The following is a 19,174-nucleotide window of genomic DNA, read 5'->3' on the forward strand; positions in this document are numbered from 1 at the left end:
CTGGAGTCACCCGGCCACCGGTAATAGCGCGTCGTTCAGTCGCTGCCGCAGCACCTGAGCCTCGGCTGCGAAAGCCCGCTGGTGTTCCACGTAGGCTGCCTTGCCCTCCGGCGTTTCGATCCGGATAGGCGGGTAGCCCCATTCTTCGAGGTCGTACGGGGAGGCCTGCATGTCCATGGCCCGTACCCGCCAGGACAATTCGAAGCAGTCCATCACCAGGTCACTGGGCAGTGCCGGGGTGAGTTTGTAGGCCCACTTGTAGAGGTCCATGTTGGCGTGCAGGCAGCCGGGCTGCTCCAGGTGCCGCTGGTTCTCGCGGCTGGGGGTGAGCTCGTTGAGCGGGATGGCGTCAGGGGTGTAGAAGCGGAAGGCGTCGAAATGCGTGCAGCGGATCCGGTTGTCCTCCACCACGCGGTCCGTACCGGCCCCGCCCAGCCTGAGCTGGAGGTACTCGTGCCGCAGTTCGAACTTCTCCTGCCGGTACACCATGGCCCATTCGTGCAGGCCGAAGCAGCTGAAGTTTGCCGGCCTGGCGGACGTGCCGCGAAGGATGATCCCGGCGAAGTCCACGGCCTCGCGGCGGTCCGCCAGGAACGCTCCCTGATCCACGGTGACGGCCACCGACCCCGGCGGGAGGCCCGCGGCAACCAGCTCGCCGGCGTCGAGCATTCTGTAGTGCTTCCACTGCGTCCGCTGCTCCGCTGCCTGCCCCGTGAGTACCACCCCAACACCAGGGTGCCAGCGCAGGAGCTGACCGGGCTTTTGCGTGTAGTAGGTAAAGAGGAAGTCCTCCACCGGATGCTTGCGGCCAGCGGAACGGCGCGCAAGGTAGGGATCGGCATAGCGGCGGACGCGTGCGTGATGGGCAGCTTCAAGCGCCTGCCATTCGTCCGCCGCCAGCGTCCTAAACTGCTCCACCGTGGGCACCCAAGACGTCCCGCGCGGCATCCCATGCGCTGATTTCGCAACCGTCCGTCCGCGAGAACGCAGCGTCTACAGGCACACCGTCCACCACTCCGGTCACGGTGGCCTTCTGCGGTCCGCCCCATTGTTCGGTGCAGATCCGGTTGGGGTCCGGCTTCCGGTGGAGCATGCCCGGTTGAGCCGCAAGTGCGGCGCAGGCTGCACTTGCGTTCGGATGTGAGCTTTCCGCCGCCGCCTGGCCGGCCTCGCAGACCAGCGTGTAGTGGATGGCCGCGGCGCCCTCGCCCGGCTCTACGGTGATGGACAGCTCCGCGTTGCCGGCACCTGCCGGGGTTTCGGTGGGCGAGGGGGGCGGTGGGGCCGGAAGCGTTGATTCGGCGTCGGGCGGGGTGGAGGCGCTGGGGGATTCTGAAGGCATGGTGGTGGCAGATTCTGTAGGTGTAGAGGGCGGCGGGTTACCGCCGGAGCAGGCCGGAAGCAGGCAAACCGCGACGGCGGCCATCACCGGGAGCAGTAATTTGCGCATGGTCCGGGCCTCCTCAGTAGTGGTAATTCTATCGCTGACGGCCGGTTCTACAGGCGAAGTGCAGGAGTCTGGGGAGCGCCCGGTATCAGCGCGAGGTAGCGGCGATCAGCCCCATCATGGAGGAATGCAGGCTGGCCACCTGTTCCCGGGTGAGTCCCAACCGCTCCATCATGGTCCCGGGGACGGCCAGGGCTTTCCCGCGGAGGGCCGCGCCGCTGGGGGTGAGTTCCACGGCGAGTGCCCGTTCGTTGCCGTCCACCCTGCGGCGGGTGATGAGGCCGGCGGATTCGAGCCGGCGGAGGAGGGGCGAGATGGTGGCTGGTTCCTGGGCCAGTGCCTCGCTGATGTTCCGGACGGTCCGCGGGCTGGACTCCCAAAGGCACAGCATGACCAGGTACTGCGGGTGCGTCAGGCCCAGCTCTTCAAGCACCGGCTTATAGGCGCCCACCACGCTGCGCGACGCCACTGTCAGCGCGAAGCAAAGCTGGTGCTCCAGCAGCAGGTCATCTTGTGCGGACTCCTCATTGCGTGCGGACTCCGTGGCGGTGGTGCTCATGCGACTCTTCCTTAACTGGTGGTGCCTGGTGCTATCCACCATACAGTGTGTGCTAATGATTAGTGCACTAACTGTTAGGGTATACTGTGACTGTTGGTTTGATCCTGATGAGGAGTGCTTAGGTGGAAAAGGAAAACCGTGCCCAGCGGTTCATGCGGCTGACCGGAAAGCTTCGGATGTTCTTCGGCCCCGCCACGCGGACGGACCTCCACCATGCCATGACGGAAGAAAACCGGCGGCTGCTGGCCGCCCAGCAACAGGCAGCTTCCGCCCAGTTTGAAACAGTCCGCCGGGCTGATGGCACTACCTACCTGGTGCCGCGGGACCCGGAGGACCGGTCGCTGCGCTAGGTCACACTGCTCCAGCAACTCCTTGCGGCCCAGCGCAACCCGGGTCATGTAAACGAGAAATGCCGGGCGCCAACATTGTTGGCGCCCGGCATTTTCGTACCCGGGGCAAGTTTGCCGGTTGCCTTAGCGGCCGGTGCCGCCGTAAACCGTGGCTTCCTTTTCGCTGTCCAGACCGAACGCCTTGTGGATGACGCGCACTGCTTCATCCAGCAGGTCCGCGTGGGTCACAACAGAAATCCGGATTTCCGACGTCGAGATCATGTTGATGTTGATGCCGGCATCAGAGAGGGCCTTGAAGAAGGTGGCGGAGACGCCGGGGTGGGAGCGCATGCCGGCGCCAACGAGGGACAGCTTGCCGATCTTCTCGTTGTATTCGATGCTCTCGAAGCCGATCTGCGGCTGGGCAGCGCGCAGCGCGTTCAGCGCATCCGCGCCCTCCACGATGGGCAGGGTGAAGGAGATGTCCGTGCGGCCGGTGCCGTGGGTGGACACGTTCTGGACGATCATGTCGATGTTGGAGTGGGCATCGGCAATGACCTGGAAGATCGCGGCAGCTTTGCCGGGAATATCCGGCACGCCAACTACTGTGACCTTGGCTTCCGAACGGTCATGTGCAACGCCGGAGATGATTGGCTGCTCCAAGGCAACTCCCTCTTGAATCGTGATCTTGTCTTCGGCGCCGGGAAGGACCCAGGTGCCTTCGTGCTGGCTGAAGGATGAGCGGACGTGCAGGGGCACACCGAACCGGCGGGCGTATTCCACGCAGCGCAGGTGCAGGATCTTGGCTCCGGAGGCGGCGAGTTCCAGCATTTCTTCGCTGGAGATGGTCTCAACCTTCTTGGCGGACGGTACTACGCGCGGATCTGCGGTGTAGATGCCGTCAACGTCGGTGTAGATCTCACAGACATCAGCTTCCAGGGCGGCGGCCAGTGCCACCGCGGTGGTGTCTGAGCCGCCGCGTCCAAGCGTGGTGATCTCCCTGGTGCTCCGGCTCATGCCCTGGAACCCGGCCACGATGGCGATGTGTCCCTTGTCCAGGGACGTGCGGATCCGGTGGGGATCGACGTCGATAATCCGGGCCTTGCCGTGGATGCCGTCAGTAATCATGCCGGCCTGGGAACCCGTGAAGGACTGGGCCGTGGCGCCAAACTTGTTGATGGCCATGGCCAGCAGCGCCATGGAGATGCGCTCGCCGGCGGAGAGGAGCATGTCCATTTCGCGGGCCGGTGCGGAGTCCGTGACCTGGGCGGCGAGGTCCAGGAGCTCGTCAGTGGTGTCTCCCATGGCCGAAACCACGACCACCACTTCGTTGCCCGCGTTCTGGGCGTCAACAACACGCCGGGCGACGCGCTTGATGCCCTCGGCGTCGGAGACGGAGGAACCGCCGAACTTCTGGACCAGCAGCTGTTTGGTGGCGCCGGACCTGGCGGGCTTGGCCCCGGGCAGGGTCCCCGGACGGGACTCCGTGTGCACTTCGGTAGTGGGCGTGCTCATGCGCGTACCTTCAATGGTCTATCGGATTCTGGACAGTCGTTGAACCGGATGGCCTCACGGCGATGCGGCGTACTGGTGAGGCCAGTTTATCGCCGCCGTTCGCCGGGCGTTGAATTGTGACTGAAAACGCCATCCTGGCGGCTCCTGTACCGCTGCATCCGCCAGGCGTATTCTGGCGGATAGCCAGTATGCATTTTGGACCTTGGGAAAACAGGGGCACCGCACATGAGCGCAGGACCAGAAACAGTCGGTCTCCCCACTCCGGGGCAGGCTCCTATGGAACCGGGAATACGGGCGACGGCGGTGCGCCGCTCCTTTGGTGCCGTACACGCCGTCGAACGTATGGACCTGAGCGCCCCTGCCGGGCAGGTGACGGCCCTGATCGGACCGAATGGGGCCGGCAAGACCACGCTGCTGCTGATGCTGGCTTCGCTCCTGGCCCCCGATTCGGGAACCATCACCGTGGATGGCCTGGATCCGCAGCACGACCGTGCCGCTGTCCGGCGGAAAATCGGCTGGATGCCGGACACCCTGGGAGTCTGGGAATCGCTGACTGCCCGCGAGATCCTCACCCAGATGGCCCGTTTCTACCGCCTTCCGGCTGTCCAGATCCCGGAACGGGTGAACGCCATGCTCGCCACGGTACGGCTCGCGGACCTGGCGGACCAGCCAGCCAGGGTGCTGTCGCGCGGCCAGCAGCAACGGCTCAGCCTGGGCCGGGCATTGATCCACAATCCCAGCGTGCTCCTGCTGGACGAGCCCGCATCAGGCCTGGATCCCGGCTCACGAGTGGAGCTGCGGGCAATGCTCCGCGGGCTGGCGGCAGAGGGCAAAGCCATTGTGGTTTCCTCCCATGTCCTCAGCGAACTGGACGAAATCGCCGACGGTGCCGTGTTCGTCAACCATGGCCGCACAGTGAGCCAGCAGACTACCGCTGACGCTGCGGCGCGCGGACGCAGGTACGCCGTATCGGCGTCGAACGGGCCCGGACTGTTGGCCAAACTGACGGAACTGGGCCTGGTGTACCGGCAGGAGAACAACCGGCGGGCCACTGTCAGCCTGATCCTGATGGATGACGACGACGCCGCGCGGCTGCTGAAGGAACTGGTGCTGGCCGACGTCGGGGTTATCTCCTTCGCACCCGCTACGGGAGCACTGGAAGAGACCTACCTGAACCTGGAGGGGCGGACGTCATGAGCACTGCAACAGAACTTTCCCCGGCCCCCGCCCACGCCGCCGCCACCTACTTTGGTGCTGTCCGGGACGTGGTGGTCCTGGAACTGAAACAACGGCTGCGCTCCCGTGGCTGGTACATCATGCTGGCCATTTGGTTCGCCCTCACCGGGATCGTCACTGCCCTGACCTGGGCCGGCTGGGAGTCGTCCAGGCAGGCGCGCCTGGGCTACAACATGCCCGTGGATGCCAGCCTGGCCATCAACGAAGGGCCCGGCTCGCTGATCTTCGAAGTGGTGCTGGCCTTCGTGCTCCTCTTTGCCCTGCTGGTGGCACCGGCCCTGTCGGCCAACGCCGTGAACGGTGACCGGGCCGGAGGGACACTGGCGATCCTGCAGGTGACGTTGCTGACGCCGGGCCAGATCCTCTGGGGGAAGTTCTTCGCTGCCTGGATTGCGGCGCTCGCCTTCCTGGTGGCCAGTGCGCCCTTCCTGGTCATCGGAGTATCGCTGGGCGGCATGACGCCCGGACACGTGGTGGTTGCCCTGGTGATGCTTGCTGTGGAACTGGCAGTTGTTTGCGGGTTGGGTGTGGGCATTTCTGCGCTCGCCGGCAGGCCGCTCTTCTCCATTGTGGTGACCTACCTGGCGGTGGCTGGCCTGGTCATCGGGACGCTCATCGCCTTCGCCCTGGGCACCGGCGTTGCCCAGGGGACCGTGCTGGCAAACCAGCAGCGTTATCCGGCGTTTGAGCAGGAGAGCGCGCAGCCGCCGGAGCAGACCCTGATGCCACCCGAGTACACATGCGTTGGGCCCCTGGAAGAGATGCCGGCTGTGCGGACGGAACGCGTGGCGTGGCTGCTGGCCATGAATCCCTTTGTAGTGGTGGCGGATGCCATCCCGTACCCGGACCGGACGAACACCACGTACGGCTACCCCGGCGGCACCATCGAGTCGATCAGCCAGGGTGCGCGGCACGCAATCGCCGGACCGGAAGGAACCTACCCCTGCGCCAACGGTGAACCGAAGCCGTACTACCTTGCGCAGACCACTCCCTTGTGGCCGTTGGGCCTGGTGCTGCAGGTCGCCTTGACCGGACTGATCCTGTGGCTTGGCTGGTGCTCGCTCCGTACGCCGGCCACCAAACTGGCGCGGGGTACCCGGATCGCCTGACCCCTCCCAACTGGCTCGCATTAGATGCTCTGAACAGGCCCGTTCGCGACGTCTGCTGCTAGCTACTTGGGCGGTCCAGGCGCATCCGGAGCGAGGCCATGTTCTTTCCGTGCCGGTCTGACGACGCCGGGACGTACAGGTCCTGAACGAAACCCAGGCTTTCCAGCAGGCGGCGGGACGGAAGGTTTGGCTCGTAAACGGCCGCCAGGATGGAATTGACCCTTCGTTCCGTGAAGAGCCAGTTAACCAAGGCGCCGGCGGCTTCGCGTCCCAGGCCCCTGCCGTGGTGTGCCGGATCCAGGACGTAACCAAGGAGTGCCTGGTCACTGCCGATGCTGCCTGGCAGGAGGCACCCGTCGGGTGAGGCTTCGGACGCGTTCCACACCCGTGCGTCGCCAACCAACTGGCCGGTTTCCCTGTCCACCATCGTCCAGGGATACATGAACCATTCGGAGGTGGAGGCTGCGGCCAGCCCGATGGAGCGGCTGGTCCGTTCGCGGGTTTCGTCCACGGAAAGCGGGCCGTGGGAGAGGAACCGGGTGACGTCGGCGCGGCTCCGGTATTGGTGGATGGCGGCAGCGTCGACCTCTGTTGTCAGCCGGAGGGTCAGGCGCGGGGTCTCGATGGGCGCAGGCGTCGCCCCATCCGATGACGGAATTGGCAGCGTTTTGTCCGGAATGGACTTAGCTGAGGGCATTGCGCCGGCCCTCGAAGGCCCGGCCCAGCGTGACCTCGTCCGCGTATTCGAGGTCGCCGCCCACCGGCAGGCCCGACGCAAGCCGGGTCACGGCAATTCCAATGGTTTTCAGCATGCGGGCCAGGTACGTTGCCGTCGCCTCACCCTCCAGGTTCGGATCGGTAGCGATGATCACTTCCTGGATGGCGCCGTCGTTAAGCCTTGTCAGCAGTTCCCGGATACGCAACTGTTCAGGCCCGACGCCGGCAATCGGGTTAATCGCCCCGCCCAGCACGTGATACCGGCCGCGGAAGGACCTGGTCCGTTCAACGGCCAGGACGTCCTTGGACTCCTCCACTACGCAGATCACCGAGGGATCGCGCCGTGGATCGCGGCAGATGTTGCACATCTCCTGCTCCGTGACGTTCCCGCAGACGGTGCAGAACTTCACGCGTTCCTTCACGGTGGTGATCGCCTCAACCAGCCGTTTCATGTCCTGCGGGTCTGCTTCGAGGATATGGAAGGCCAGCCGCTGGGCGGACTTGGGCCCCACTCCAGGCAGGCGTCCGAGCTCGTCGATCAGCTCCTGGACAGCACCTTCGTACACGTTTTCCTCATTAGCTCGGGTTGGATCTGGCCAGCGCCCGCGGAGTTTAGCCCGGGACGTCCGCTACAGCGTTTGCTGGACGAAGTTGTTGGACGTTGTTAGAAGCGGGGTGGCAGCGGGCTTCCGTCGAGGGAGCGTTCGTCAATCAGCTTCCCGCCCAGAATACGCTCGACGGCGGCACGTCCGAACACACCCGACTCCTCAATGGTTTCATCCTCGGGATCAGGGATGTCCTGGATGTAGGGCGTGGCAGCAGCTGCAGCCTGGGCTACGCGGGCACGGCCGGCCTGGGCTTCGGGGCTGTTGGAGAGCCGTTGGTACAGGCTCTGCCTGCCACTTGCCGCCGGAGGCGTTGCCTGTGCCGGACGGGCTGCTGCCGGAGCAGCGGAGAGCGGACTGGAGGGAGCAGGTGCGGTGGTTGCCGGCGCTGACGATGCCATGGCGTAGGCAGGTTCCCGGACCGGGGACCCGGAGGTTTCCGAGTCCAGTGAGCCCCAGCCGGAATCATCCTGTTGCGGAGGAGTTGGCTGTACAGCCGGCTCTGCAGGCGCGGGCGATGCTGGGCCGGGTGAAGCTGGGGCAGGCGCCGGTGACCCTGCTGCCTGGGGCCCCGCAACGTTGCTGCTGGAGCCCACGTGCCATACGCCCGGAGCCTGCTCGACAGCCCTGGACCAGGGGTCGTCGGTATCAGTGCGGGCCGGAACGGGCTCGGCAGAGTTGGACGCAGCCGGGGCAGGGGCGGCCGGGTGCTGGTTGCTCCCGGTTGACGTGCGCGCCGTGGCCGGAGCGCCTGAGGCCGCGGGCTTGGGAGCAGTGCCGGACGGCGGCGTCCAGTCCATGGGCGGCTCTTCATCCAGCGGGGGAGCGTCCTCGTCCAAGGGCGGGCCCCAGTCGTCGTCCGAGTAGCTGTAACTGCCCGCATCCGGTGCATGCTGGGCAGTTGGAGCAGCCGTGGCCGGTGCGGGCTGTTGCAGCAAAGACTGGCTGGCGGCCGGCAGGGGCGTGGCTGGCGCGACCGGTGCTGGGGCGGGTGCCGACTGGTTTCCGACTGCAGCGTTGTGCGCCGGAGCGGGCGCACCGGTCCCTGGCACTGGAGCAGGCGACACAGGAGTAGTCGACACCGGAGTTGGCGTCTGTGCAGCCGACACAGGAGCAGCAGACACAGGAGCAGCCGCCGCCGGAGCAGCAGACACAGGAGCAGTCGGCGACGATGCAACAGCCGCCGGTGAAGCCTGCGCGGCCGTCCCTACCGATGTGCCTGGAGGGACAAGTCCCCATGCTTCATCAACGGACGTCGGCCGGACGTCCGGAGTAGTTGGTGCTTTTGGGTTTGGCTCAGAGCTCACAGGCCCGGAACCGCCAGCAACAGCGGTGATCTGGCAGTCGATGCCTACTACCTTGTGGATGGCTTGGCGGAGGTTGTCCGAATGGTCTGCCCGTCCGAAAGCCCCGGCCAGGCCGGAGGTAGTGAAGGCAAGCGTCAGCAGCTGGCCGTCGAAAGACGCCACCTGCGCGTTCGGCTCAACCAGTGCCCACGTGCTGCGCTTGATCTTGGACAAGGCCTGCAGGACCTCGGGCCAGGCCCGACGCAGGACTTCAACGTCTCCACGAGCACCTGCCGGAGCGGCCTGTGTCGAAGCAGCTTGATTCGGTGCCTGCGGAGCCTGCGCTGCTGAGGGCTGAACAGGTTGGCCGTTCCCCGAGGATGCCGACGCGGGCGCCGGCTGGGCGGAGGAGGATGGAGCAGCCGGTGAAGTTGGAGCGGCTGGGGCCGGAGCTGCCGCAGCTGGGGAGACCGGCGAGGGGTTCGCCGCGGGGTTGGGCACGGACGGGCCGGTCTGTGGGGCCGGTGCATTGGCGCGAGGTGAATCTTCGCGTGGCCAGTCGCTGGTGCTTACACGCGGCGGGGTGATCTGCGGGCGCTCGGAGGCTGCAGGTTCGGCAGGAGCAGGAGCAGGAGCAGGAGCAGGAGCCGAGGCAGGCGCGGCGGCAGCCTGAGCAGGAGCAGCAGCCTGAGCAGCAGTAGGAGAAGGAGCCGATACAGGGGCTGCCGGAGCCGGGGACGCAACCGCAGGTGCCGACGGCGCCGCGGCCGCACGGCCGGCGTCGGACATTCCACGCGACGGCGCCGGCGAGGCCGGAGCGGCCACGTCATTGCCCGCGTAGTTGAGGCGACGTTCCACGCGATCGATCCGGGCTGCCATACCCCGCTCCGTTTCCTCCGCGCTGGGCAGGAGGATGCGGGCACACAGCAGCTCGAGGTGAAGCCGGGGTGAGGTTGCGCCGGTCATTTCGGTCAGGGCGGTGTTGGTGACGTCCGCCGCGCGGGAGAGCTCCGAAGCGCCAAGGTTGTGCGCCTGGGCCTGGAGCCTGGCGATCTGGTCGGCGGGCATACCGCGAAGGATGGCCGTGGCGCTTTCCGGCATGGCCCGCACAATGATGAGGTCCCGGAAGCGCTCGAGGAGGTCCTCGACGAAGCGGCGGGGATCGTGCCCGGTCTGGATGACGCGGTCCACGGCCTTGAAGACCGTAGCGGAGTCCGAGGCCGCAATGGCGTCAACGACGTCGTCCAGCAGTGACGCATGCGTGTAGCCAAGGAGCGCCACGGCGAGCTCGTAGTCAAGCCCGGAGGCTCCGGCGCCTGCCATGAGCTGGTCCAGCACGGAGAGGGTATCGCGGACCGAGCCGCCGCCCGCCCTGATGACCAGGGACAGCACGCCGGGTGCTACCGGCACGTTTTCCTGCTGGCACAGCAATTCAAGGTAGGCCAGGAGCGGCTCCGGCGGAACAAGGCGGAAGGGGTAGTGGTGCGTACGCGAGCGGATGGTGCCGATGACCTTGTCCGGCTCCGTGGTGGCGAAGATGAACTTGATGTGCTCCGGCGGCTCTTCAACGATCTTCAGCAGCGCGTTGAAGCCGGCCGACGTGACCATGTGGGCTTCGTCGATGATGAAGATCTTGTAGCGGTCCCGCACCGGTGCGAACGTGGCGCGCTCGCGAAGATCGCGGGCGTCATCAACACCACCGTGGCTGGCGGCGTCGATCTCAATGACGTCAAGGGAACCGGAACCGCCACGGGCCAGCTCAATGCAGCTGGGGCACTTGCCGCAGGGCGTATCCGTGGGGCCTTCGGCGCAGTTAAGGCAACGCGCCAGGATGCGGGCCGAGGTGGTTTTGCCGCAGCCGCGTGGGCCGGAAAACAGGTAGGCGTGGTTGACCCGGTTCTTCCGCAGGGCCGTCATCAGCGGCTCCGTGACATGCTCTTGCCCGATAACGTCTGCAAAGGAATCCGGACGGTACCTACGGTAAAGAGCAGTTGTTGCGGTCACAGGAAAACCCTACCAATCCGGTGCGACAGTGTGCTGGGCTGTGGGGGAATAGTAAAGACCCCCCATGCACCCGCCAGAGCCCATTTACCCTTGCTACCTTCCGGTCCTGGGGGAGTTCAACAGGATGACGCCACATGAGGGGCCGTCGACAAGCTTACCCGAAGTTGGCGGGCGGCTCGAATCGGGTGGGATGCCCGGACAGGCCGGATTTTCATTGCTTATCCAGCTGGCAGGCACGATCATGGGTATGTACACCGATTGGGGCAATCTCAAGGTTGTGAGGCGCAGGGCCTGGTGGGAAGGCCGGACCCGGCGGCTCAACGGAGTATCGATGGAATGGGCGCATTGGGGGCGTCCATTTTGCCGTTAACGGCTGGAATAGGCTCGATTGGGCGTTGCTGCGAAGTTCAGGTAGTCTAGTATCTGCTTTTGATTCAGAAGCAACTGGAGAATTCGCCTAGCGGCCTATGGCGCACGCCTGGAACGCGTGTTGGGTTAACGCCCTCGGGGGTTCAAATCCCCCATTCTCCGCCGGAAAAACCCGGTCCTGACCACGGTCAGGGCCGGGTTTTTTGTTTCCCTGCAGACAGGACAACGAGGAGCCCGCCCACCGCCAGAGTTGCGTGACGTCAACCGGGCATAAGGAAGCCGCTTCCGAAGTCTGATTAAGGGGTTCACAACAGCGGCCCGTTGTGGTCCCATAAGAAGGTACGTCCGCCCAGCTTGAGGTCTCGCGTACCACTTGGGGAGCAATCTTGGGATCACACCGGGAATCCGGGTTCGGCACTAATCCTGCCGGCGCATTAATCGTCGCGTTGCGTGCCGCCGCCCTATGCCTGCTGGCTCTCGTTGTAGCAGTCGGATTCTCCATGGAAACCCCTTCCGGCAATACTGTGGCTGCCGGGTCCAGCACCTCCGTTGCGTCCGGTACCGTTGGGCCGGAATTCCTTCCGGTAACCAGCCCGGACAGGGTTGAGGCTGCCCCCGCGGCTGAACCGGACGGCGTCGAAGCGCCCCGGACCGCTCTTGTTCCCTTCACCCGAACGTCCGTCAAAACTGTGGGCAAAGACGGCAAGCCCGCCCTGAACGTGGCCCGCGCCGGACTCAAGCGTCCGCCCGCGGGCCATCTGATGTCCCCGCTGGAGTCCCTCGCCGCCAGTTCGGCTTTTGGCTACCGGATCAGCCCCATCTCCGGTGCGGCCGGTGACTTCCATTTGGGGCAGGACTTCGCGGCACCGTGCGGTACCAGGGTTTATTCTGCCGACGCCGGTGTGGTGCGGGCCGCCGGATGGCATCCGTGGGGCGGCGGGAACCGCGTGGAAGTGGACCACGGCAACGGGCTCATCACCACGTACAACCATCTCGAAGCCATAGGCGTGAAGACCGGCCAATCGGTTGACGTGGGCCAGGTCATCGCCCGGGTGGGCACCACGGGCTGGTCCACGGGCTGCCACCTGCACTTCGAGACCATCCTGGACGGCCGGCACGTAGACCCCAAGCGCTGGACCCTCATTCCCATCCAGCAGCTGGATCAGCTGGAGAACATCGCCATGGTGGACTTCGGGGCTGACCGCGGCAAAGGCACCCCGGTGAACTGGGCACTTCCCGCCTCGGACCACAGCGACCACACGGTCCTGGGCGGCGAGCACGAGTTGCCCACGGTCCCCGCAACGGATCCCGGCTGGTCGGCGGCAACGCCAACCCCGACGCCAACTCCGACCCCCACCAACCCGGGGACGCCCGCCACCACGCCAACGCCCACGCCCACCCCGACCGACCCGGGCACGGCCACCCCGACGCCGACGCCCACTCCCAGCCCCACGCCGTCGCCCACCGAAACGGCACCGCCGCCAACGCCCACCGAAACGGCACCGCCGCCGCCAACGGAAACACCCACGCCAACGCCCATCGAAACGGAAACCTCGACGCCGGCACCCGCCCCCAGCGCACCGCCCAGCGTTGAGCCCGTCCCCACTGCCACCTCAACGCTGTCCGTCAGTGAGCCAGTTACCGAACCCGCGCCCAGCGCTCCGGCTCCCACTGCCACGGCAGTTCCCAGCGCCATCCTGCCGGAAGAAACCACAACGGGCACTGCAACCACCACCCCGTAGGAGCGCCCGTCGCGGCGGGCGATGGCACGTGTTGTTGCTTCCATGGCGCCGGATGTCCTGCAGTTGCTGTCTGCTGCAGACATGCCAGGGAAGATCGCCTGAATCGGCGCTGCTGTCTGCTTGGATGGTGCATGGGGACACCCGGGAGGCGCCGCTTCCCACAGACCTAGAGGCAGCAATGGAGCTCATCGAGGCAGAACATCCGAGGCCACGGCATTTCCTTGTCCACATCAGCGACCCCCACCTCCTGGGCGGACCCGAGCCCCTGTATGGCGCCGTGGACAGCGAAGCCAGCCTGAGGCAATTGTTCGCCGAACTCCAGGCATCCGGTGCCCGGCCCGAGGCCGTGATTTTTACCGGAGACCTCACGGACCAGGGCACGCCGGACGCGTACGCCAAGCTGCGGTCCATTGTGGAGCCGGCCTGCCGGGCGCTGCAGGCCAAGGTCATCTGGGCCATGGGCAACCACGATGACCGCGCCAACTTCCGCGCCGGCCTCTTTGACCAGGCCGGCAACGATGCTCCGGTGGACCAGAGCTACTACCTCAACGGCCTCCGGATCATCACACTGGACACCTCAGTTCCCGGATTCCACCACGGCGAGCTGAGCGAAGCGCAGCTGGACTGGCTCAGCGCCGAGCTGGAAACGCCCGCCCCTGATGGCACGGTGCTGGCAATGCACCACCCGCCCATCCCTTCAGTCCTGGACCTGGCCGTCCTGGTTGAACTGCGTGGCCAGGCCGCACTGGCCGCCGTGCTTCGGAACTCGGACGTCCGCACCATCATCGCCGGGCACCTGCATTACTCGAGCACCGGCATGTTCGCCGGGATCCCCGTCTCAGTGGCTTCGGCCAGCTGCTATACCCAGGACCTCAACGTTCCCATCGGCGGGACCCGCGGCCGCGACGGCGCCCAGGCGTTCAACCTGGTTCACGTCTACGAGCACACCATCGTCCACTCGGTGGTGCCGCTGGGGGCTGGTGAAACGGTAGGCGAGTACGTCACGTCGGAGGAAACCATCAGGCGCCTCACGGGCGCAGGCATCCAGATCCCGGGCAGTGGCGCCGGAGCCGTCCGGGTGCGTGCCGCAGCCCGGACCGCCCGCGTACGCTCGGGCATCAGCTAGGAGGATCCGGTGCTGCTTACCGTTCCCAGGGCGCCTTGATCGGGAAGTACTGCTCCAGGAAGTCGGTCACCAGCTTGGCCCGCTCGTCCGCCTCGACCTCCGGGAAACTGCCGTCGTTAAGGCAAAAGAAGTCCATGTGCCGTTTGCGCAGAAGCTTGGGCAGGTAGTTCAGGCCGGAACGCAAGGTGGTGTCCACGTAGCGCACCTTGGCGGCGGTCTGGGTAACAGCCTGGCCGGTCAGGAGCGCGTAGTAGTGGTAGAAGGAGTTGGTAACGGAGATGTTGTCCGCAGCCCTGAACCGGCTTGCGGCAGTCTTCCGGAACTCTTCGGGGAACTCTTCCTCCATCTTGGCGGTCACGCTGCGGCGCAGGGGAGCGGCGGTGTGCTCCAGGTGCCGGGTGGTGATCCGGCCAAACCGGTTCCACAGCAGCTTCCGGTTCACCCGGGCCGCGTTTTCAAAGCCACTGCGTTCGACGGCGTTGTCCCCGAGTCCGATCCTGGTCTCGGCTTCAATGAATTTGGTGATGCCACCGGGAGTGAAGAACATGTCAGGGCCTACAGGGCGGCCGAAAAACATGTCGTCATTGGAGTACAGGTAGTGCTCTGACAGGCCCTCGATGTGGTGCAGCTGCGATTCGACGGCCTGTGAGTTGTGCGTGGGAAGCACCGAGGGGTCGCTGAAGAACTCCTCGCTGCGCACGATCGTCACCGAGGGGTGGTCCGCCAGCCACTCCGGGGCGGGGGAGTCAGTGGCGATGAAGATCCGGCGGACCCACGGCGCGAACATGTACACCGAGCGCAGGGCGTACTTCAGTTCGTTGATCTGCCGGAACCGGGCCTCATGGTCATCGCCCTCGCCCAGGACGGCGTCCTTCATCTGGGCGCGGCGGGCAGCAATGTACTCGGGAGAACTGCCGTCAACCCAGGAGAACACCATGTCAATGTCGAAGCTGATATCGCTGGCGTGGTCGGCAAACATGTTCTCGATGGTGGGCCACGTGTGGCCGTAGCGTTCCACGGTGCCACGGACTGCTTCCTGGGACCGCATGGTGCGCCGGGTCAGCGAGTTTTCAATAGGCAACGTCACCGTATCGCCGTCGAAGCTCCACAACTCCAGCTGCACACCGGCCGAGGAGCCGAATTCGAAGCCGCCGGCAGGTTCAACGCGCGGCCGGTAAAGCCGGAAGATCCGGGCCTGCCGGTTGGGGGACAATTCGCCGTCAGCCACCAGCACCGAGGACTTCTTCTTGGCATCCACCGTCATGGAGTACACGGGCTCATCCCGGCATGCCTCAACCAGCGCGGCGCGGAGGGCCTTTCGGTCCTTCCAGTCCAGGGCAATAACCGGACGGTCGTTATTGCCGCGCACCAAGAGGTAGTCCAGCCCCGCTGCGGCCAGGACACCACGGATGAACAGGAGGTCCTCCACCATGGCCTGGTAGGGCGTCCGGTTGACGTTGATGAGGGCGTAGCGGCCCTTGTGCCTGACGATATCCGGCCTGTTGAGCAGCCGTTCAACTGCTGCCGGCGACGTTACCTCGGGATGGCTGCGGGGATCGACTGCTGCCTGTCCGCCGTAGTAGATATCGTCCTGGATGGTTAGCTCTGTGATGGTTTTCTCCGTGCTTGAAACGTTGTGCAGTGAATGTAAGGGGCCTTACCAGCATGATAAACCCGCCCACGAAACCCAACGGCAACACCAGGGCTGCCCGGGCTAAATCCCCAGGCACTCCCGCCAGCTGCGCAGGAAGGCCGCGCCGGCGTCGTCGTGGATGGTTTCCGGGCCCAGCTGCAGGTCAGCGGCGGTGAGCACCGAATACGGCTTGACCGGAACGCCGTCCGCGGGGCGGACATCCACGTGCTTAACCTGGTGGTCATGATGGTGCAGCCAGTCCGCCATGGCGTAGTCGGTGCGGGAATCGCCCATGGTGCGCCAGGCCTGCGGCGTGATGCCCTGCGCGGCCAGCATCTCCACTGCACGGCTGGCACCAAGGTCCTTGCCCAGCCGCACGGACTCAACGTCCGTGGAAATGATGGTGGGATCCACCCGGTAATCCACCTGGTCATCAGAATCCGGTTCATGGTGGTCCAGCCGCACCACGCCCAGGCCGTGACGGATCATCAGGTCCATGGCATCGGCGTCGAAAAGTTTCTGCTCCGCGAGGTAATCGGCATTGTTGACCGTGATGTGCTGCTCCACGGAAACCATGGCCTTCTTCGTCTCATCGAAGAACATGTGCGTGGCGTAGTCCTCGGCCACCAGGCGGCGCACGTCATCGGCATAGGCGACCGGCACAGCAAGATCGTGATCCACGTGGATGGGGCCGGCGCCCGCGGAATCGTAGCTGAACCAGACGGCGCCCTTCTCGCAGATGGCGTGGATGAGGGTTCCGGACGGCATCCCGGCAGCGATCATGGGCTCCATTACCTGCTCGCGGATGAAGGCATCCGAACGGCCGGTGTTGAAGATGACAGGGATGCCGGCCGTGGCAAGGGCAAGGAGGTCTGCAATGATGGCGGGCTGGACGTCCCGGGTGACAGGGCTTGCAATGGGACCATCCACGTCCAGGAGCAGTGCCAGCGGCGGCTCGGCGGGGATGCGCGGACCAGGAGCCGCTGCAGGGGAGTTGCCAGGTTCAGTCATGGACCCATTCTGTCAGCTGGGCATGGTTACCGTTTGGCTACAACCTTGGCGCGGCCCCGGACAGACATTCCCAATAAGCCGTGATGCTGCCTAGTCTTGCAGGGTGATCTTTAAAGCTGTGGGCGAGGGACGCCCTTACCCTGACCATGGTTTCAACTCGCCCAAGGAGTGGTCAGCCCTCCCGCCGCGGCCGGTGCGCCTGGACGAGCTCATCACCACACGCCGCACCCTGGACCTTGAAGCGCTGCTGGCTGAGGATTCCACGTTCTTCGGTGACCTGTTCCCCCACGTTGTCCAGTACCAGGGCAACCTCTACCTGGAAGACGGGCTGCACCGTGCGGTCCGGAGCGCCTTGCACCAGCGCACCGCCATCCATGCGCGCGTACTGGTCATAGATGACTAGGAAGCTGAAGGACCCCAGCGTCTTCCACGGGCACCGGGTGGTCACGGGGCCGGACCTGCGGGCAACCTTTACCGAACCTGAGGATCCCGCGGACGTTCCCGGGCGGATGACCCGGCGTATAGTCCACGGCGTAGTGCTGGTGCTCCTGCTGGCACTCATCATCAGCGCCAGCCTGGTGGCACTGGGCATCATGAACGGCCACATCAAGCTTCCCGCGGCCGTCAACGAGCCCCGGACCACCGTGAGCCTGTGCCCCGCCACTACCTTCGACTACGTTCCCCCGGAATCCGTGAACGTCAATGTCTACAACGCCACCAACCGGCCTGGCCTGGCGCGGAGCGCTGCCGATGCCTTGCTGGCGAGGAAGTTCGTGGTGGCGGAGGTGGGCAATTCCGACGCGCCCTACCGCGGTGTGGCCGCCGTGATCTCCGGAGCCGCCGGTCAATCCGCGGCCTTCACCATCCAGCGCCACCTTCCGGGCTCGGACTACTTCCAGGACGCCCGTTCGGACGCCAGCGTGGACGTGGTCCTCTCCACCAACTACGCAGACCTGGCCGCTCCGGAGCTGGTGGACCAGACCCCCGGCAAGCTCAGCTGCCCGCGGGAAACACGCCGGATTGCAGATCCCGCGCCCTGGCCGGTCATCGCGCCGAGGAGCTGATCCTGACGGGGCGCCCGGACTCATCAAAGCGTGCCCCGGCTCCGCCCTGGATAAACCGGACAGTCCGGGCAATCCGCTGCTCAAGTTCTGCGGGTTCGTCGCTGCCGCGGGCGGCGCTGGAGGACAGCGTGCCGTGCACCAGCTGCGCCTGCTCCCGCACGTCAGCCTCCGGCAGGTAACCCTGCTCCATTCCGGCGCGCAGGATGTCCTGGAGGAGCACGCTCAGCTCACCAACGTGGTCCGCGAGTTTGGCGAAGGACGACGGCGACAATACAGCCGCCATGGCCGGTCCAGGGGGAAGGTGGCGCCGGGAGAGATCCTCCACCTGGGCGCGCACGTACAGGGCCAGCCTGTCCACCGGGTTGGGCAGTTCGGCAAGCGCCTCACGGAGCTCGGCGAGGAACCGCTCCGTCTCCTCCAAGGCGTAGGAAATCAGCAGCTGCTCGATGTCCGCGTAGTAGTTGTACACGGCAGTCCGGCCCACGCCGGCGTGCCGGGCAACGTCTGTCATGGTCAGGCCGGGCAGGCCGTGGCTGAAGAGGAGCTCGCCAAAAGCAGTCAGGATCCGGCGTTGGGTATCAGCACGTTGGGCGGCGTTACTGGCGGCCGAAATCCTGGGCATGCAGACACTTTATCGCGATGTGTCAGCAAACTCCGGGGAGCCCTGCTGCAAACGCCAAATGCAGCAACCGCCTAGACGCTGCACCCGTCAGGGCCGCAGGCCTCGGCGTCGGCGGCGTTCACCATAACCAGCGGGTGGCTCTCCTGCCAGGCCTGGTTCAACGCGGCCGTGAACGTCTCCGCAGGCTGGGCGCCGGAAAGGCCGTACTTGCGGTCGATCACAAAGAACGGGACTCCGCTGATCCCCAGCGCGCGGGCCTCACTGATGTCCGCGCGGACCTCAGCCGTGTACTTATCGGAGCTGAACAGCTCGTTAACCTCCGCGGCGTCAATGCCCAGCTCCAGGGCGACGCCGGTGAGGTAATCGCGGTTGCCGATGTCCTTGCCGTGCTCAAAGTGGTCGCTGAGGAGGCGCTCCTTGGCCTCGCCCTGCTTTCCGTGGGCGGCGGCCAGGTGGATCAGCCGGTGCGCGGTGAAGCTGTTGGCCACCACCACGTCATCAAACGCGAAGTGCAGGCCTTCGCCCCGCGCCTGGCCGGCCACATGCTCAAACATTCCCCGGACCTGGTCCGCCGGCAATCCCTTACGGCTGCTCAGGTACTCCAGCTCGCCGCCGTCGTAATGTTCCGGAAGTCCCGGGTCCAGCTGGTAGCTGCGCCACTGAACCTCAACGTCCGCGCGGTGCGGGAATTCGGCCAGTGCCGCCTCAAACCGCCGTTTGCCGATAAAACACCACGGGCATGCCACATCTGACCAGATTTCAACCTTCATGCCTTCGGCAACCATTGCACGGCCGCCTGC

The 19,174-nt window shown here is 65.6% G+C and carries 18 protein-coding genes, 1 tRNA gene and 1 other RNA gene; 8 read left to right on the plus strand and 12 right to left on the minus strand.

Going from position 1 to position 19,174, the window contains the following annotated elements; translation table 11 throughout:
* Positions 1-6: 6 nt before the first annotated feature.
* The 3 genes from ACPJW8_RS02690 to ACPJW8_RS02700 form a co-directional block, all read right to left on the minus strand.
* Complete coding sequence (locus ACPJW8_RS02690) at positions 7-948, minus strand: 3-methyladenine DNA glycosylase (protein WP_425256402.1); 942 nt, start codon at positions 946-948, stop codon at positions 7-9.
* A complete protein-coding gene (locus ACPJW8_RS02695; protein ID WP_330194168.1) occupies positions 905-1,450 on the minus strand; it encodes an SSI family serine proteinase inhibitor in 546 nt (181 codons plus the stop codon). Before ACPJW8_RS02695 ends, ACPJW8_RS02690 begins: the two co-directional genes overlap by 44 nt.
* A gap of 85 nt (positions 1,451-1,535) precedes the next feature.
* A complete protein-coding gene (locus ACPJW8_RS02700; protein WP_330188122.1) occupies positions 1,536-2,006 on the minus strand; it encodes a MarR family transcriptional regulator in 471 nt (156 codons plus the stop codon).
* 152 nt (positions 2,007-2,158) lie between these two features.
* Here ACPJW8_RS02700 and ACPJW8_RS02705 point away from each other — a divergent pair, with 152 nt between their 5' ends.
* A complete protein-coding gene (locus ACPJW8_RS02705; protein WP_425256491.1) occupies positions 2,159-2,356 on the plus strand; it encodes a hypothetical protein in 198 nt (65 codons plus the stop codon).
* Between the two features lie 123 nt (positions 2,357-2,479).
* On the opposite strand, the gene ACPJW8_RS02710 is transcribed toward ACPJW8_RS02705, so the two are convergent.
* Positions 2,480-3,850, minus strand: coding sequence for an aspartate kinase (locus tag ACPJW8_RS02710; protein WP_330188124.1), 1,371 nt, complete (start codon positions 3,848-3,850; stop codon positions 2,480-2,482).
* A 225-nt stretch (positions 3,851-4,075) separates the two neighbouring features.
* Between ACPJW8_RS02710 and ACPJW8_RS02715 the strand changes: the two genes are divergently transcribed.
* On the plus strand, positions 4,076-5,047 hold the full coding sequence (locus ACPJW8_RS02715) for an ABC transporter ATP-binding protein (RefSeq protein WP_330188125.1): 972 nt from the start codon (positions 4,076-4,078) through the stop codon (positions 5,045-5,047).
* On the plus strand, positions 5,044-6,195 hold the full coding sequence (locus ACPJW8_RS02720; protein WP_330188126.1) for a hypothetical protein: 1,152 nt from the start codon (positions 5,044-5,046) through the stop codon (positions 6,193-6,195). The genes ACPJW8_RS02715 and ACPJW8_RS02720 overlap by 4 nt, the downstream gene beginning before the upstream one ends.
* Positions 6,196-6,253: 58 nt before the next feature.
* On the opposite strand, the gene ACPJW8_RS02725 is transcribed toward ACPJW8_RS02720, so the two are convergent.
* The 4 genes from ACPJW8_RS02725 to ffs form a co-directional block, all read right to left on the minus strand.
* The gene (locus ACPJW8_RS02725) at positions 6,254-6,892 is read right to left on the minus strand and encodes a GNAT family N-acetyltransferase (RefSeq protein WP_330188127.1); all 639 of its coding nucleotides are present in this window, start codon (positions 6,890-6,892) and stop codon (positions 6,254-6,256) included.
* Entirely contained in the window at positions 6,879-7,478 is a 600-nt protein-coding gene (recR, locus tag ACPJW8_RS02730; protein ID WP_330188128.1) for a recombination mediator RecR, read from the minus strand. Before recR ends, ACPJW8_RS02725 begins: the two co-directional genes overlap by 14 nt.
* A 98-nt stretch (positions 7,479-7,576) precedes the next feature.
* Positions 7,577-10,807: a DNA polymerase III subunit gamma and tau gene (locus ACPJW8_RS02735; protein ID WP_330188129.1), complete on the minus strand. Its 3,231-nt coding sequence runs from the start codon at positions 10,805-10,807 to the stop codon at positions 7,577-7,579.
* Between the two features lie 50 nt (positions 10,808-10,857).
* An RNA gene (ffs, locus tag ACPJW8_RS02740) (signal recognition particle sRNA small type) lies at positions 10,858-10,954 on the minus strand.
* Between the two features lie 299 nt (positions 10,955-11,253).
* Here ffs and ACPJW8_RS02745 point away from each other — a divergent pair.
* From ACPJW8_RS02745 to ACPJW8_RS02755, 3 genes are all read left to right on the plus strand, one after another.
* A tRNA-Ser gene (locus ACPJW8_RS02745) sits at positions 11,254-11,338 on the plus strand.
* Between the two features lie 338 nt (positions 11,339-11,676).
* The gene (locus ACPJW8_RS02750; RefSeq protein WP_330188130.1) at positions 11,677-12,918 is read left to right on the plus strand and encodes a M23 family metallopeptidase; all 1,242 of its coding nucleotides are present in this window, start codon (positions 11,677-11,679) and stop codon (positions 12,916-12,918) included.
* A 178-nt stretch (positions 12,919-13,096) separates the two neighbouring features.
* The gene (locus ACPJW8_RS02755) at positions 13,097-14,044 is read left to right on the plus strand and encodes a phosphodiesterase (protein WP_330188131.1); all 948 of its coding nucleotides are present in this window, start codon (positions 13,097-13,099) and stop codon (positions 14,042-14,044) included.
* 16 nt (positions 14,045-14,060) lie between these two features.
* Here the strand turns inward: ACPJW8_RS02755 and ACPJW8_RS02760 are convergent, their stop codons facing one another.
* On the minus strand, positions 14,061-15,476 hold the full coding sequence (locus ACPJW8_RS02760) for a stealth family protein (protein ID WP_425256403.1): 1,416 nt from the start codon (positions 15,474-15,476) through the stop codon (positions 14,061-14,063).
* A 282-nt stretch (positions 15,477-15,758) separates the two neighbouring features.
* On the minus strand, positions 15,759-16,688 hold the full coding sequence (locus ACPJW8_RS02765) for a hypothetical protein (protein WP_330188132.1): 930 nt from the start codon (positions 16,686-16,688) through the stop codon (positions 15,759-15,761).
* Positions 16,689-16,791: 103 nt separating this feature from the next.
* Between ACPJW8_RS02765 and ACPJW8_RS02770 the strand changes: the two genes are divergently transcribed.
* Positions 16,792-17,091, plus strand: coding sequence for a type II toxin-antitoxin system VapB family antitoxin (locus tag ACPJW8_RS02770; RefSeq protein WP_330188133.1), 300 nt, complete (start codon positions 16,792-16,794; stop codon positions 17,089-17,091).
* Entirely contained in the window at positions 17,084-17,752 is a 669-nt protein-coding gene (locus ACPJW8_RS02775; RefSeq protein ID WP_330188134.1) for a LytR C-terminal domain-containing protein, read from the plus strand. The genes ACPJW8_RS02770 and ACPJW8_RS02775 overlap by 8 nt, the downstream gene beginning before the upstream one ends.
* Here the strand turns inward: ACPJW8_RS02775 and ACPJW8_RS02780 are convergent.
* Both ACPJW8_RS02780 and ACPJW8_RS02785 read right to left on the minus strand, forming a co-directional pair.
* Positions 17,733-18,374 carry a TetR/AcrR family transcriptional regulator gene (locus ACPJW8_RS02780; protein ID WP_330188135.1) on the minus strand — a complete coding sequence of 214 codons (642 nt, stop codon included), beginning with the start codon at positions 18,372-18,374 and terminating at the stop codon, positions 17,733-17,735. The two genes, ACPJW8_RS02775 and ACPJW8_RS02780, sit on opposite strands and share 20 nt — an antisense overlap.
* Positions 18,375-18,445: 71 nt before the next feature.
* Entirely contained in the window at positions 18,446-19,144 is a 699-nt protein-coding gene (locus tag ACPJW8_RS02785) for a DsbA family oxidoreductase (protein WP_330188136.1), read from the minus strand.
* Between the last annotated feature and the right edge of the window lie 30 nt (positions 19,145-19,174).

It is taken from the genome of Pseudarthrobacter sp. J47, assembly GCF_049810315.1.
Lineage (GTDB): Bacteria > Actinomycetota > Actinomycetes > Actinomycetales > Micrococcaceae > Arthrobacter.